Genomic DNA, 14,393 nt, shown 5'->3' with positions numbered 1-14,393 from the left:
GAAAAACTGGACATGGCGCGCTATCTTCCGTCAGGTGATCCAGGCTGTCGGACTGACCAGTGATTCCCTCAAAGACCAGCCGCCCGCCGTCGAGGATGTCTCCTTCGAAGCGCGCTCCGGCCAGGTGACCGCCCTCCTCGGAGCGGCGGAGGCGGGCAAGACGACCGTGCTCCGGCTGATGCTCGAACTCCAGCGGGGCCGCGGCATCGCCTACTTCAGGGGCCGCCCCCTGCACTGCGTCGCCCACCCCTCACGCGAAGTCGGCGTACTCCTCGGCGACGTACCGGGCCACCCCTCCCGTACGGTCCGCAACCACCTGCGCATGCTCTGCGCTGCGGCCGGAGTTCCGGCCAGGCGGGCCGACGAGGTGCTGGAAGAGGTCGGCCTCGTCAGCCTCCGCGAGGAAAGACTCGGCACGCTGTCGCTCGGTATGGACCGCCGACTCGGCCTGGCCTGTGCCCTGCTGCCAGACCCGCACACCCTCGTGCTGGACGAACCGGCCGCCGGACTCTCCGCGCCGGAGGCCCGCTGGCTGCACGCCACCCTGCGGGAGTACGCCGACCAGGGCGGCGCCGTGCTCCTCACGACCGCCGACCCCAAGGAGGCCGCCCGGGACGCCGATCACGTCGTCACCCTCGAAGCGGGCCGTGTCGCCGCCGACCTGGAGGCGGCGGAGTTCGCCCGCACCCGGCTCCGGCCGCGCGTCGCCGTCCGCAGCCCCCACGCCGCGCGCCTGGCCGGCCTGCTCTCCCAGGAGGCCCGTACCGAAAGGCGCTCCGTGGAAGTCGTCCGGGAGGAGGGCAACCGCCTCTCGGTGTACGGGACCACTACCGCGGATGTGGGGGAGATCGCCTTCCGGAACGGCATCCTCATCCATCAACTCGCCGACGAGGTGGGTGACATGCGGCCGCAGTCCGAGGAGGAGCGGCCCGCGCCGGACGAAGGCGCACTGCCGGAGAGTGACGCGGAGCCGGAGGAGGCCGGAACCGCGGAGAAGGCCGGAATCGCGGAGGAAGCCGAACCCCTGCCGCTCCCCATCGCCGTCCGCTCCGTAAGCAGCCCCCTCCGCCCTCTGCGCTACGAGCTCCGGCGCGCCACCGGGATCAGCACCGGATTCGTCGTATGCGGGGCCGCGCTCGCCGTGTCCGCGATCACCGCCTTGATTCTGGCCCGTATCGGCCACACCCCGCAGGCACGCCTGTTCGGCGCCTGGCCGCGCGAACTGCCGTTGCCGCCGGTCGCGCTCGCGGCGGGGCTGCTCGGCGCGCTCGCTTTCGGGGACGAGTTCCGGCATCCCGCACTGGCGGCGGACAGGGGCACCGTTCCCCGCCGGCTGGGGCTGCTGACCGCGAAGCTCCTCGTCTCCGGAAGCATCGCCGCGATGCTGGCCTTTCTCGCGCTGGGCTGTGACGCGGAGCTTCTCTATTTGTTCTACGGCCGGGAATTGGTCCAGGTGCCCGGCGACTGGCTGCCGTTGTGCGTGAGTTGGCTGGCGCTCGTGGTCGGGTGTGCGTGGGCGGGTGTGCTGGCGGCCGGAGTGTTCCGTTCCACCGCGGCGGGGCTGGCCGCCGTCCTCGCGGTGCCGGTGGTGGTCGTGCCGCTCGTACACCGGTTGTTCGAAGGCTCGTATGTACGAGTCGCGACCGGGATCCATGTGCGGATGCGGGAGCTCCTCCTGCTCCAGTGGCCCTTCGGCGGGGAGCGCTATCTGCTGGGCCTCGCGCGGGTGATCGCTCAACCCGTGGGCGGAGCCATGACGTTGTCGCTCGCCGCGCTGCTGTGCGCGTACCTGATCACGACGCTGCGCGCCAGGGCGAGATGACGCCCTGAGGTGCGGTTTCCGAGCCGCTGTGCACACAACTCCCCACAGAAAGCCCGTTTATTTCCGATAAGGCGTCAATTGAGGCGGGGTGAGCGATCACCCTTTCGTGTGCTTTTCACCAAAGCCCTCAAGGCAGTTGGAGGCAACGCCGACAAATGATGCGTGAGTACCCTTGCGCACACCATGATGACCACCGCCCGCTCCGCCGACTCCGGCCTCGCCGGACCGGGCGAACTCGACCGCTACCCCTACGCCGAGGCCCCCATGGCCGACCGCGTGGCGGCGCCCGCCTGGGAGGGCACCGAATCCGATCTGGGCCGCGTGGGCCGGCGTGCCGCGGGCAGCCGCGGGCGCGGACTGCACGGCCAGCTCGTCCAGCAGCTCGGTCAGATGATCGTCTCCGGCGACCTGGGTGCCGACCGCCCGCTGGTACCGGAGGAGATCGGCCAGCGATTCGAGGTCTCCCGCACCGTCGTGCGCGAGTCCCTCCGGGTCCTGGAGGCCAAGGGCCTCGTCAGCGCCCGGCCGAACGTGGGCACCCGCGTGCGCCCGGTGAGCGACTGGAACCTGCTCGACCCGGACATCATCGAATGGCGCGCCTTCGGCCCGCAGCGCGACGACCAGCGCCGCGAGCTGAACGAACTGCGCTGGACGATCGAACCGCTCGCCGCCCGCCTCGCCGCCGGGCACGGCCGCGAGGACGTTCAGCAGCGCCTCGTCGACCTGGTCGAGATCATGAGCCACGCTCTCGCCCAGGGTGACGCGCTGACCTTCTCGCGTGCCGACGCCGAATTCCACGCGCTGCTCATCCAGGTCGCGGGCAACCGGATGCTGGACCACCTGTCCGGGATCGTCTCCGCCGCCCTCCAGGTCTCCGGCGGCCTCGCCACCGGCTGCGAGCGGCCGACCGAGGCGTCCGTCGCGCAGCACGCGCGGATCGTGGACGGGCTCGGCAGTGGCGACGGTGCCGTGGCCGAGGGTGCGATGCGCCAGCTGCTCACCGTCCACCCCGAGGTGGAGCGCGTGGTCCCCGCCCCGCGCGAGCACTGACCGGGAAACGGACGGCGCGCCCGGCCGTGGCGCGCCCCAGTGATCGAGATGGCGGTACCGCGACCGGGTCCCGCCGTCGCCGGACTCGGCCGGACTCCCCGGATTCCGGCCGAGTCCGGCGGCACGACAGGCCGTCCGGACCGGCGAGGCGATCAAGAGAAAATCGGCAGCGGACCGGTTCGTTCACATCTGACCGCATATGGCTGTTGACTGGGTGTGACTCGGGCCACGCGGATTGGGCGTAACGCTCCCGGAAACAGCGCGATGACCTAAGAGGTGAACAGCCGCGAAGGGAATACGGACGCCATGCCAGGCGCTGTGTCTCTTCCCGGCCCGCCCGCGCCGTCGGCCCATCCCCAGGCCGGTGGTCGGCTCCTGTCCATGAGGACGGTGCCGGAAGCCGCTTTCCAACGTTCCGAGAGGTTGTTCGTGTCGGCCAGCACATCCCGTACGCTCCCGCCGGAGATCGCCGAGTCCGTCTCTGTCATGGCGCTCATCGAGCGGGGAAAGGCTGAGGGGCAGATCGCCGGCGACGATGTGCGTCGGGCCTTCGAAGCTGACCAGATTCCGGCCACTCAGTGGAAGAACGTACTGCGCAGCCTCAACCAGATCCTTGAGGAAGAGGGTGTGACGCTGATGGTCAGTGCCGCAGAGCCCAAGCGCACCCGCAAGAGCGTCGCAGCGAAGACCCCGGCCAAGCGCACCGCCACCAAGACGGTCGCGGCGAAGACGGTGACCACCCGGAAGGCCGCGGCCGCCCCGGCCGCGTCCGCCGCCGTGGGCGAGGACACCGACGACGCCGCCTCCGTCACGAAGGCCGCTGCCAAGAAGACCACCGCCAAGAAGACGGCCGCCAAGAAGACGGCCGCCAAGAAGACGGCGGCGAAGAAGACCAGCGCCAAGAAGGACGACGCCGAGCTTCTCGAGGACGAGGTCGTCGAGGAGACGAAGACCGCCGACGAGCCCGAGGGCACCGAGGCCGCCGGATTCGTGCTGTCCGACGAGGACGAGGACGACGCGCCCGCTCAGCAGGTCGCCGCCGCCGGTGCCACCGCCGACCCGGTCAAGGACTACCTGAAGCAGATCGGCAAGGTCCCCCTGCTCAACGCCGAGCAGGAAGTCGAGCTGGCCAAGCGCATCGAGGCCGGCCTCTTCGCCGAGGACAAGCTCGCCAACTCCGACAAGCTCGCACCGAAGCTGAAGCGCGAGCTGGAGATCATCGCCGAGGACGGCCGCCGGGCCAAGAACCACCTGCTGGAGGCCAACCTCCGCCTGGTTGTCTCCCTGGCCAAGCGCTACACCGGCCGCGGCATGCTCTTCCTGGACCTGATCCAGGAGGGCAACCTCGGTCTGATCCGCGCGGTTGAGAAGTTCGACTACACCAAGGGCTACAAGTTCTCCACCTACGCCACCTGGTGGATCCGCCAGGCGATCACCCGGGCGATGGCCGACCAGGCACGCACCATCCGTATCCCGGTGCACATGGTCGAGGTCATCAACAAGCTCGCCCGCGTGCAGCGGCAGATGCTTCAGGACCTGGGCCGCGAGCCCACCCCGGAGGAACTGGCCAAGGAACTCGACATGACCCCCGAGAAGGTCATCGAGGTCCAGAAGTACGGCCGTGAGCCCATCTCCCTGCACACCCCCCTGGGCGAGGACGGCGACAGCGAGTTCGGTGACCTCATCGAGGACTCCGAGGCCGTCGTCCCCGCCGACGCCGTCAGCTTCACGCTCCTCCAGGAGCAGCTCCACTCGGTGCTCGACACCCTGTCGGAGCGCGAGGCCGGCGTCGTCTCGATGCGCTTCGGCCTCACCGACGGCCAGCCGAAGACGCTCGACGAGATCGGCAAGGTCTACGGCGTGACGCGTGAGCGCATCCGCCAGATCGAGTCGAAGACCATGTCGAAGCTGCGCCACCCGTCGCGTTCGCAGGTGCTGCGCGACTACCTCGACTAGGTCGGGTCCGCAGAGACGCACAAGGCCCGGTTCCCCCCGTGGGGGCCGGGCCTTCCGGCTGCGGGTCCCCGGGCGCTGGATGACTCTGGGTGTTCCAGAAGCACCCTGAGTGAGGAGTCCGCATGCGCCGTTCCGTCGTCCGCGCCCTGATCCGGCCGCTCTCCCTGGCGGCAACGCTGACCGCGACACCCCTGATCGGCGCCGCTCCGGCCATGGCCGGCAGCGTGGTGGTCGGCGGGTTCCCGATAGATGTCTCCAAGGCCCCGTGGACGGTGGCGCTCTCCAGCCGTGACCGGTTCGGAGGTAGCCGGGCGGGCCAGTTCTGCGGCGGGGTGGCGATCGCGCCGACCACCGTCCTCACGGCCGCCCACTGCGTCGCCGGCAATGTCCTCGGCACGCCTCCCGACCGGGTGCGCGATCTCAAGGTCATCACGGGCCGCACCGACCTGCTCGCCTCCGGCGGACAGGAGACGGGCGTGCGGGACATCAAGGTGAACCCGGCGTACGACCCCGCCACCAACGCGGGGGACTACGCCGTCCTCACCCTCGCCGAACCGTTGCCGCAGAGCGCCGTCGTGCCCATGGCGGCGGCCGGGGACCCGGTGTACGCGGCAGGCACGGAAGCGCTGGTCTCGGGCTGGGGCGACACCAGTGGCGGTGGTGCCTACACGAACCGGCTGCGCGCCGCGCGGGTGCACGTGCTGGCCGACCACCTGTGCGCCCGTGCCTATCAGGGCGGCCGGAACGGCACCTACCGTGCCACCTCCATGCTCTGCGCGGGAGAGGCCGCCGGAGGGCCGGACGCCTGCCAGGGCGACAGTGGCGGCCCTCTGGTGGCCGAGGGGCGCCTGATCGGGCTGGTGTCCTGGGGGAGCGGGTGCGGGCAGGCGGGAAGCCCGGGCGTCTACACGCGGGTGTCCGAGGTCGTGCGCACGCCGGACGCGGTCGAGGACGGCGCCGGGAGGCTCCCCAAGCGTTCCTGAGAGCTCGTTTCGCGCCCTCGCGGTTACAAGAACGGGCGGCCGCTTCCCTGGGGAAGCGGCCGCCCGTTCACCGGCCTGTGCCGGGGCTGGCTCGTCGGGTGGGTGCGAGATTCAGCGCTCTTCGGTGGCAGACGTGCCGGGAACGGACGTCAGCCGCTCCGTCTCGTCCTGTATCTCAGCGGCGATCTTCTTGAGTTCCGGCTCGAACTTGCGCCCGTGGTGGGCGCAGAAGAGCAGTTCTCCGCCGCTCAGCAGGACGACGCGCAGGTATGCCTGGGCGCCGCAGCGGTCGCAGCGATCGGCGGCCGTCAGCGGGCTCGCGGGGGTCAGAACAGTAGTCACGTCGCCTCTTCTCTAGCTCGACGAGCTGTCGTACCAGGGTCAACATCCAACCAGGCCGAATTCGTTCCCGCTCGGGGCTTTCCGTCGAAAATTTCTTTCGGCACGGCTGGGTGTTGCCGGTTGGCGGCGAATGTGCCGTAGTGCGTGGTCTGGTGCGTACGGTTTCGCGCGGTCTTCGGGGTCGGGTCCTCCCGGCTGGGTTGCCGGTCGTTGATGAGGACGTGCCCGGAGCCTAAATGGTTCATGCCTCGAAGGGAACGTGATGTGTGCTTCACTCCATCGAGGGATCGAACGTCCGTACGACCCTCGGCTACTCTGGGTTTCCCCGCCGAGGGTGGCGTTTCACCGGCTCTACCAGGCATCGGTACCCTCTGAGCGGCGACCGAAGCCGGCCCCGTACCCACCAGGGGCCCATCTGAAATTCAGCGAGGAGCGAACCGCGTGACCGCCGATACGTCCGTGCCGTCCACAGCGCTGCTGGCAGGAGCAGACCGGGACGGTTCCAACTACACCGCGCGGCACCTCCTCGTCCTCGAGGGCCTCGAAGCCGTGCGCAAGCGTCCGGGCATGTACATCGGCTCGACCGACAGCCGTGGCCTGATGCACTGCCTCTGGGAGATCATCGACAACTCCGTGGACGAGGCCCTCGGCGGTTACTGCGACCGCATCGAGGTGTTCCTCCACGACGACGGCTCCGTCGAGGTCCGGGACAACGGCCGCGGCATCCCCGTGGACGTCGAGCCCAAGACCGGCCTGTCCGGCGTCGAGGTCGTCATGACCAAGCTGCACGCCGGCGGAAAGTTCGGCGGCGGCTCCTACGCGGCCTCCGGCGGTCTGCACGGCGTCGGGGCGTCCGTGGTGAACGCCCTCTCCGCCCGGCTGGACGTCGAGGTGGACCGCGGCGGCAGCACCCACGCCATCAGCTTCCGTCGCGGTGTTCCGGGAGCGTTCGCGCGAGGCGGCGCCGAGGCCAAGTTCGAACCCGGGACCGGCCTCACCAAGACCAAGAAGATCCCGAAGAACCGCACCGGCACACGTGTGCGCTACTGGGCCGACCGGCAGATCTTCCTGAAGGACGCCAAGCTCTCCCTGGACAACCTCCACCAGCGTGCCCGCCAGACCGCCTTCCTGGTGCCCGGCCTCACCATCGTCGTGCGCGACGAGATGGGTCTCGGCGAGGGCGGCAGCAAGGGTGAGGAGTCCTTCCGCTTCGACGGCGGTATCAGCGAGTTCTGCGAGTACCTGGCCACCGACAAGCCGGTCTGCGACACGCTCCGCTTCTCGGGCCAGGGCACCTTCAAGGAAACCGTGCCCGTCCTCGACGACCACGGTCAGATGACGCCGACCGAAGTCACCCGCGAACTGGGTGTCGACGTGGCGCTGCGCTGGGGCACGGGCTACGACACCACCCTGAAGTCCTTCGTCAACATCATCGCCACCCCCAAGGGCGGCACCCACGTGGCCGGCTTCGAGCAGGCGGTCGCGAAGACGATGAACGAGGTGCTGCGCGCCAAGAAGATGCTGCGCGTCGCAGAGGACGACGTGGTCAAGGACGACGCCCTGGAAGGACTGACGGCGGTCGTCACCGTCCGCCTGGCCGAGCCGCAGTTCGAGGGCCAGACCAAGGAAGTGCTCGGCACCTCTGCGGCCCGCCGCATCGTCTCCACCGTGATCGCCCGGGAACTCAAGGCGTTCCTCACCTCCACCAAGCGGGACGACGCCGCGCAGGCCCGCACGGTCATGGAGAAGGTGGTCGCCGCCGCCCGCACCCGCGTGGCCGCCCGCCAGCACAAGGACGCCCAGCGCCGCAAGACCGCTCTGGAGTCCTCGTCCCTGCCCGCCAAGCTTGCCGACTGCCGCAGCGACGACGTGGACCGCAGCGAGCTGTTCATCGTCGAGGGCGACTCCGCGCTCGGTACGGCCAAGCTGGCGCGCAACTCCGAGTTCCAGGCGCTGCTGCCCATCCGGGGCAAGATCCTCAACGTGCAGCGCTCGTCCGTGACCGACATGCTCAAGAACGCCGAGTGCGGCGCGATCATCCAGGTCATAGGAGCGGGCTCGGGCCGCACCTTCGACATCGACGCCGCCCGTTACGGCAAGATCATCATGATGACGGACGCCGATGTGGACGGCTCCCACATCCGCTGCCTGCTGCTCACGCTCTTCCAGCGGTACATGCGGCCCATGGTCGAGGCGGGCCGGGTCTTCGCCGCGGTACCCCCGCTGCACCGCATCGAGCTGATCCAGCCTAAGAAGGGCCAGGACAGGTACGTCTACACGTACTCCGACCGTGAGCTGCGGGACACGCTTCTGGAGTTCCAGCGCAAGGGCGTCCGGTACAAGGACTCCATCCAGCGCTACAAGGGCCTCGGTGAGATGGACGCCGACCAGCTGGCCGAGACCACCATGGACCCGCGCCACCGCACCCTGCGCCGGATCAACCTCGCGGACCTCGAGGCCGCCGAGCAGGTCTTCGATCTGCTGATGGGCAACGACGTGGCGCCGCGCAAGGAGTTCATCTCCAGCTCCGCGGCGACGCTGGACCGGTCGCGGATCGACGCGTAGGCGTGTGCACCCGGGTTCGACCGGGTGCGGGCAGGACGACGGGAGTGCCGGCTTCGGCCGGTGCTCCCGTTTTTTCCGCTCTTTCCCTTGTTCCGCATGTGCCGCTGCCCGCGTCCTGGCGGGTTCGGCTCAGGGTTCCCCCAAGATCCCTCCACCCGTGGGTGGAGATCACGGGCTCTCGGAGATCCACCCGTGATCCACCCCCGCTCCGATCCCCTGGCCTGCGGATCTCCGTAGTTTCGAGGATGTCGGGAGCGACCGCCTCCGACGCCCCCTCTCGTACACGGAGGCTCGGATGTCCGGGTTCGTCGACGCGTTGGTGATCGTGGCCGTCGCCGTACTGGTGATCGCCAGGCAGTTCCGCACCCACGCCATCGACGCCGAGCGGCGCTGGTGGCTGGCGCCCGCGATACTCGCTGTCATGGCGCTGCGCGGGCCCGGCGCAGTCGACTCCCACCACCGCGTCGAATCGCTCGGACTGCTCGTCGCGGAAGTGGCCGTCGGGCTGGCCACCGGAGCGGGCTGGGCCTGGACGACGCGGATCTGGAGGGCGCCGGACGGGTCCGTGTGGAGCCGCAGCACCAATGCGAGCGCCGCCGTGTGGGCAGGCGGGATAGCCCTGCGGGGCGGTCTCTTCGGCCTGGGGCACGTCCTCGGGGTCCGGCAGGACAGTGCCGCCCTGATGCTGGGTCTCGCCGTGACCCTGCTGGTCCGCGGCGCGATCACCGCCCGGCGGGCGCGACTGCTGACCTCCGCGCCCGCCCCGGCCTCGACGTACGGTGACGGAACACTGTCGGCCCTGTCGGCACGGCCGGCCCGGAAGGAGCGGGTGTGAACAGGAATTCATGGACCCGCTGGCCCTCACGCGAGGCCCTCGGCAAGGAGGGCACGAGCCGCCCCCGGCGTCTGCTGGCTCAGGGCATCAGGGTGGTGCTGCTCGGGTTGCTGCTGTGGGCGGCCCTCGCACAGGACGACATCCCCCTGTGGGGCGAGTCCGCCGCCGTGGCGGGCGTGCTGCTGGCCTCCGGTGCGGCGTGGGGCTACTTCCGCACCACCTACGCGCACCGGCTGCTGCCCTCCCTGGCGCTCGTCGCCGTGCTGCAGGCTCTGGCGGTGGCCGCCCAGGTGACAGGTTTCGGGGGCCCCGCCCTGGTGCTCTGGTGCGGCTGCGGCATCCTCGCCCTGGAGCGGCTGCCCCTGGCGGCGGCGGTACCGGTGACCTCGGTCGCCCTGGCCTCCTTCGCGGTCTTCAACAAGGACGTGTGGCTCACCACCGCCTCCACCGTGGCCGGGCTGGCGCTTGCCGGCTACGTCGCTCGGCTGGACTCGGAGGCGCGGGGCAACGCGCAGCGGCTCCTCGTCCAGGAGCGGGCGGCGCGGGAGGCGGAGGCGGAGTCGGCCGCGCTGAGCGAACGGGCTCGGATAGCGCGGGAGATCCACGACGTACTGGCCCACAGCCTCTCGGCGCAGATGGTGCACCTGGAGGCGGCCCGGCTGCTGCTGGAGCGCGACGCGAGTCGTGAGCAGGTGCTGGAGCGAGTGGTGGCCGCGCGGGGCATGGCCCGTGACGGGCTCGCCGAGACCCGACAGGCGCTGTCGGCGCTGCGAGGCGAACTGACCCCGCTGGAGGAGTTCCTGACGGACCTCGTCAGCGCGACGGACGGCGGTGAGGTCACCGTCACGGGTGAGCGCAGGGTGCTGCCGGCCGAGGCGTCGCAGACGGTGCGCCGGGTGGCCCAGGAGGCGATGACGAACGTCCGCAAGCACGCCCAGGGCGCGAAGGTGCGGGTCCGGCTCGACTACAGCGGGGACCAAGTGACCCTCGACGTACGCGACAGGGGCGGACGTCCGGGCGAACTGGCCGCTTCCGGCGGCGGGTACGGTCTGCTGGGCATGCGGGAGCGCGCCGAACTGCTGGGCGGCTCGCTGGAGGCGGGACCGGGCGAGGAGGGATTCGTGGTGACGTTGAAGGTACCGGTATGACGGCGCCGGAGGAGGACCGGAAGCCCGCGCGGGTGGTGGTCGCCGACGACCAGACCGTGGTGCGGGAAGGCATCGTGATGCTGCTCGGGCTGTTGCCCGGCCTCGAGGTGGTCGGCGCGGCCGGAGACGGCGAGGAGGCGGTGCGTCTGGTCGGCGAACTGGCCCCGGACGTCGTGCTCATGGACCTGCGGATGCCCCGGTGCGACGGGGTGGAGGCCACCCGGCGCATCCGGGCCGAGTACCCGGGCACTCAGGTGGTGGTGCTGACCACGTTCGCGGACGACGAGTCGCTGTTCGCCGCGCTGCGTGCCGGGGCGCGGGGATACCTGACCAAGGACGCGGGCGGGGAGGAGATCGTGCGCGCGGTCCAGAGCGTGCTCTCGGGAGAGGCGGGTCTGGCGCCGGGCATCCAACTCCGGCTGTTGCAGAAGCTGTCCGAGGCCGAGGTTCGGACGGCCTCGGGACCGCCCGAACCTCCCGACGGGCTGACCACCCGGGAGAGCGAGGTGCTGGTGCTGATCGGCGAGGGCCTGAACAACCAGGAGATCGCCCGCACGTTGCACGTCTCCACCGCGACCGTGAAGACGCACATCAACAACCTCTTCGCCAAGACGGGCCTCAAGGACCGTGCGCAGGCGGTGCGTTACGCGTACGCGAAAGGCATGGTACGGCCGAGGGCGGAGTGACTCACCTGATGGGGTGAAGTGGTACGGGAAGGTGTGTCGGACATCTTCCTGATCTGTCCATCCTTGGGTATGCAGTCAAGCAATGGTCGACACTTCGGTGCCGGAGACGGTCCCGGACGTTCGGCCGACAACCAGGAAGATCAGAGCGTGACTTCCCGCGACGTGCGGCAAGAGGACCCCTGGCACGACACGCTGACCGCCGGCTGGGGCGAGCTGGACGGGGCGGGAAGGCCCGCGGCGGCGGGCGTACCCCGTCCCCGTCCCCGCCCAGAGGCCGAGCGGGAGATCGCGGAGGCTCGTGCCCGCGACGTGTACCTCGCCGTGCAGCAGAGCGAGGCGTTCCAGGAGGTGCGCGGCCGGTACCGGAGGTTCGTGGTGCCGGGAGTCGCCGCCTTCCTCGTCTGGTACGTCGGGTACGTGGTCACCGCGACGGCAGCGCCCGGACTGATGGCGCGGCCCGTCATAGGGGCGGTGAACGTGGGGATGCTCGCCGGGCTGGGGCAGTTCGCCAGTACCTTCCTGCTCACCTGGGCCTACGCACGGCACGCGCGACTGAGGCGGGACCGCCCCGCGATGGAACTGCGCTGGGACACCCAGGAGCTCACCCGTGGCATCCGGGGAGGCTCCTCGTGACCAGCCACCACCAGATGCTGGCGCTGCTGCTGTTCAGTGCGTTCGTGGCCGTGACACTGGGCATCACCACCTGGGTGAGCCGCCGCAGGCAGGGTTCGGCGGAGGAGTTCTACGCCGGCGGGCGGCTCTTCACCCCGCTGGAGAACGGGTTCGCCATCTCCGGCGACTACCTCTCGGCGGCCTCCTTCCTCGGCGTGAGCGGCCTCATCGCGCTGTACGGCTACGACGGGCTGCTGTACGGCGTCGGGTTCCTCGTGGCGTGGCTGGTCGTGCTGTTCGTCGCGGCCGAACTGGTCCGCAACTGCGGCCGGTTCACCCTGGCCGACGTGGTCGCCACGCGGATGGCCGAGCGGCCGGTGCGGATCGCCACCGGCACCGCCTCGGTCACCGTCTCCGTCATGTACCTGGTCGCCCAGATGGTGGGTGCCGGAAGCCTGGTGGCGCTGCTGCTCGGCGGCTCGGGCGGGGCCGCGCAGGCGTGGACGGTCATCGGCGTCGGCGCGCTCATGGTCATCTACGTGTCACTGGGCGGGATGCGGGCGACGACCTGGATCCAGATCGTGAAGGCCGTCCTGATGCTGGTCGGGACGGTCGTGATGACCGTGCTGGTCCTGGTGCGGTTCCACGGGAACATCAACCGCTTGCTGCTGACGGCGGCCGAGCGCAGTGGGCACGGGGCGTCGTTCCTGGCGCCGGGGCTCAAGTACGGCGGTGACTGGACCGCGCGGATGGACTTCATCAGTCTCGGGCTGGCGCTGGTGCTGGGGACCGCGGGCCTGCCGCACATCCTGTCCCGTTTCTACACGGTGCCGACCGCGCGGGCCGCCCGGCGTTCCACCGTGTGGTCGATCGGGCTGATCGGCAGCTTCTACCTGATGGCGATCGTCCTCGGCTTCGGGGCGACCGCCGTGGTCGGCGCCGACGCGCTGCGGCAGTCCAACGCGGCCGGGAACACCGCGATCCCGCTGCTGGCGCTCGACCTGGGCGGTGGCGCCTCCTCCACCGGGGGCACGGTGCTGTTCGCCGTCGTGGCCGCCGTCGCCTTCGCCACCATCCTCGCGGTGGTCGCCGGGATCACCCTCGCCTCCTCGGCGTCGGTCGCCCACGACCTGTACGCGTCGCTGCGGCGCAGGCCCACCACCCCGCGCGGCGAGGTGGCGGTGGCGCGGGTCGCGGCGGCCGCCATCGGTGTCGTGGCGATCGCGCTCGGACTGCTGGCCCGGGACCTGAACGTGGCGTTCCTGGTCGGCCTGGCCTTCGCGGTGGCCGCGTCGGCGAACCTGCCCACACTGCTGTACTCGCTGTTCTGGCGGAACTTCACCACGCGCGGCGCGGTCTGGGCGGTGTACGGCGGGCTGCTCCCTGCGGTGATCCTGGTGCTGCTGTCGCCCGTGGTGTCGGGGAGCTCCGGCTCGCTCTTCCCGGGTGTCGACTTCCAGTACTTCCCGCTCCAGAACCCGGGCATCGTCTCCATCCCGCTCGGCTTCCTCGCGGGCTGGCTGGGCACGGTCACCTCCGACGAGGTGCCGGACGAGGCCAAGTACGCGGAGACCGAGGTGCGTTCGCTGACCGGCGCGGGAGCCGTATAGGCACGTCGGGCCTGGGCGGCGTCACGGCGTCACCCAGGCGTACCGGTGCTCGGGCCGCCCGGTGTCCCCGTATCTGAGGGACAGCCGCAGGCGGCCCGCCTGTTCCAGGTGGCGGAGGTAGCGCTGGGCGGTGGAGCGGCTGAGCCCCGTGCGGGAGGCCACCTCGTGGGCGGACAGGGGCTGCTCCGCGCCGTGCAGGACTCCGCAGATCAGGTCCGAGGTCGGCTCCGTGTGACCGCTCGGCAGGCCCGGGGCCGAGGGGGCGGGAGCGGTGCGCAGGGCGCCGAAGATGCGGTCGACCTGTTCCTGTCCGGTCACCCCGTGTCCGCCCACCCGGTCGACGGTGCGGCGCAGGGCGGCATAGGAGTCGAGGCGGCAGCGCAGCGCGTTGAAGGTGAAGGGCTTGACCAGGTAGTGCAGGGCGCCGAGACGCATCGCCTGCTGGACGGTCGTCACATCGCTGGCCGCTGTGATCATGATGACGTCGGTGCCGTGACCGTGCTGGCGCATGAGGTGGACGAGTTCGAGGCCGGTGCGGTCCGGCAGATAGTGGTCGAGCAGCACCAGGTCGACGCCACCGCGTTCCACGGCGGCCAGTGCCTGGGCGGCACTGTGCGCGCGGGCGGCCACCCGGAAGCCGGGAACCTTGCCCACGTACCTGGCGTTGATCTCGGCGACACGGAAATCGTCGTCCACGACCAGCACGTCAATCATCGGGCCTCTCCTTCAAGGCCGGCGGGCTTCCCGGTTCTGTCCTCCGGACCTGCCGGGGCCGGTCGGCGGG

Annotated in this window: 12 protein-coding genes; 10 read left to right on the top strand and 2 right to left on the bottom strand. The window is 70.4% G+C overall.

Annotation, left to right across the window (positions count from 1 at the left end):
• Window positions 1-34 precede the first annotated feature (34 nt).
• From ACWCV3_RS24590 to ACWCV3_RS24575, 4 genes are all read left to right on the top strand, one after another.
• Entirely contained in the window at window positions 35-1,822 is a 1,788-nt protein-coding gene (locus tag ACWCV3_RS24590) for an ABC transporter ATP-binding protein (protein ID WP_451228033.1), read from the top strand.
• Window positions 1,823-1,984: 162 nt separating this feature from the next.
• Window positions 1,985-2,872 (top strand): FadR/GntR family transcriptional regulator, encoded by an 888-nt coding sequence (locus tag ACWCV3_RS24585; protein ID WP_451228030.1) that lies wholly within the window; start codon window positions 1,985-1,987, stop codon window positions 2,870-2,872.
• A 429-nt stretch (window positions 2,873-3,301) separates the two neighbouring features.
• Entirely contained in the window at window positions 3,302-4,828 is a 1,527-nt protein-coding gene (locus ACWCV3_RS24580) for an RNA polymerase sigma factor (protein ID WP_451228028.1), read from the top strand.
• Between the two features lie 122 nt (window positions 4,829-4,950).
• Entirely contained in the window at window positions 4,951-5,811 is an 861-nt protein-coding gene (locus ACWCV3_RS24575; protein ID WP_451228025.1) for a serine protease, read from the top strand.
• A gap of 111 nt (window positions 5,812-5,922) precedes the next feature.
• Here the strand turns inward: ACWCV3_RS24575 and ACWCV3_RS24570 are convergent, their stop codons facing one another.
• Entirely contained in the window at window positions 5,923-6,153 is a 231-nt protein-coding gene (locus ACWCV3_RS24570) for a DUF7455 domain-containing protein (protein WP_086691807.1), read from the bottom strand.
• A 441-nt stretch (window positions 6,154-6,594) separates the two neighbouring features.
• Between ACWCV3_RS24570 and ACWCV3_RS24565 the strand changes: the two genes are divergently transcribed.
• From ACWCV3_RS24565 to ACWCV3_RS24540, 6 genes are all read left to right on the top strand, one after another.
• Window positions 6,595-8,718 carry a DNA gyrase/topoisomerase IV subunit B gene (locus tag ACWCV3_RS24565; protein WP_451228021.1) on the top strand — a complete coding sequence of 708 codons (2,124 nt, stop codon included), beginning with the start codon at window positions 6,595-6,597 and terminating at the stop codon, window positions 8,716-8,718.
• Between the two features lie 295 nt (window positions 8,719-9,013).
• On the top strand, window positions 9,014-9,553 hold the full coding sequence (locus ACWCV3_RS24560; protein ID WP_451228018.1) for a DUF1453 domain-containing protein: 540 nt from the start codon (window positions 9,014-9,016) through the stop codon (window positions 9,551-9,553).
• Window positions 9,550-10,701 (top strand): sensor histidine kinase, encoded by a 1,152-nt coding sequence (locus tag ACWCV3_RS24555; protein ID WP_451228016.1) that lies wholly within the window; start codon window positions 9,550-9,552, stop codon window positions 10,699-10,701. Before ACWCV3_RS24560 ends, ACWCV3_RS24555 begins: the two co-directional genes overlap by 4 nt.
• Window positions 10,698-11,387, top strand: a complete 690-nt coding sequence (locus ACWCV3_RS24550) for a response regulator transcription factor (RefSeq protein ID WP_451228013.1) — start codon at window positions 10,698-10,700, stop codon at window positions 11,385-11,387. The genes ACWCV3_RS24555 and ACWCV3_RS24550 overlap by 4 nt, the downstream gene beginning before the upstream one ends.
• Window positions 11,388-11,456: 69 nt before the next feature.
• Window positions 11,457-12,020 (top strand): DUF485 domain-containing protein, encoded by a 564-nt coding sequence (locus tag ACWCV3_RS24545; protein ID WP_451228010.1) that lies wholly within the window; start codon window positions 11,457-11,459, stop codon window positions 12,018-12,020.
• The gene (locus ACWCV3_RS24540) at window positions 12,017-13,609 is read left to right on the top strand and encodes a solute symporter family protein (RefSeq protein WP_451228007.1); all 1,593 of its coding nucleotides are present in this window, start codon (window positions 12,017-12,019) and stop codon (window positions 13,607-13,609) included. The genes ACWCV3_RS24545 and ACWCV3_RS24540 overlap by 4 nt, the downstream gene beginning before the upstream one ends.
• Before the next feature lie 21 nt (window positions 13,610-13,630).
• Here the strand turns inward: ACWCV3_RS24540 and ACWCV3_RS24535 are convergent, their stop codons facing one another.
• Window positions 13,631-14,323 (bottom strand): response regulator, encoded by a 693-nt coding sequence (locus ACWCV3_RS24535; RefSeq protein WP_451228004.1) that lies wholly within the window; start codon window positions 14,321-14,323, stop codon window positions 13,631-13,633.
• Between the last annotated feature and the right edge of the window lie 70 nt (window positions 14,324-14,393).

Source organism: Streptomyces sp. NPDC001781 (genome assembly GCF_053596035.1).
This window is presented reverse-complemented; position numbering and strand designations above follow the sequence as displayed.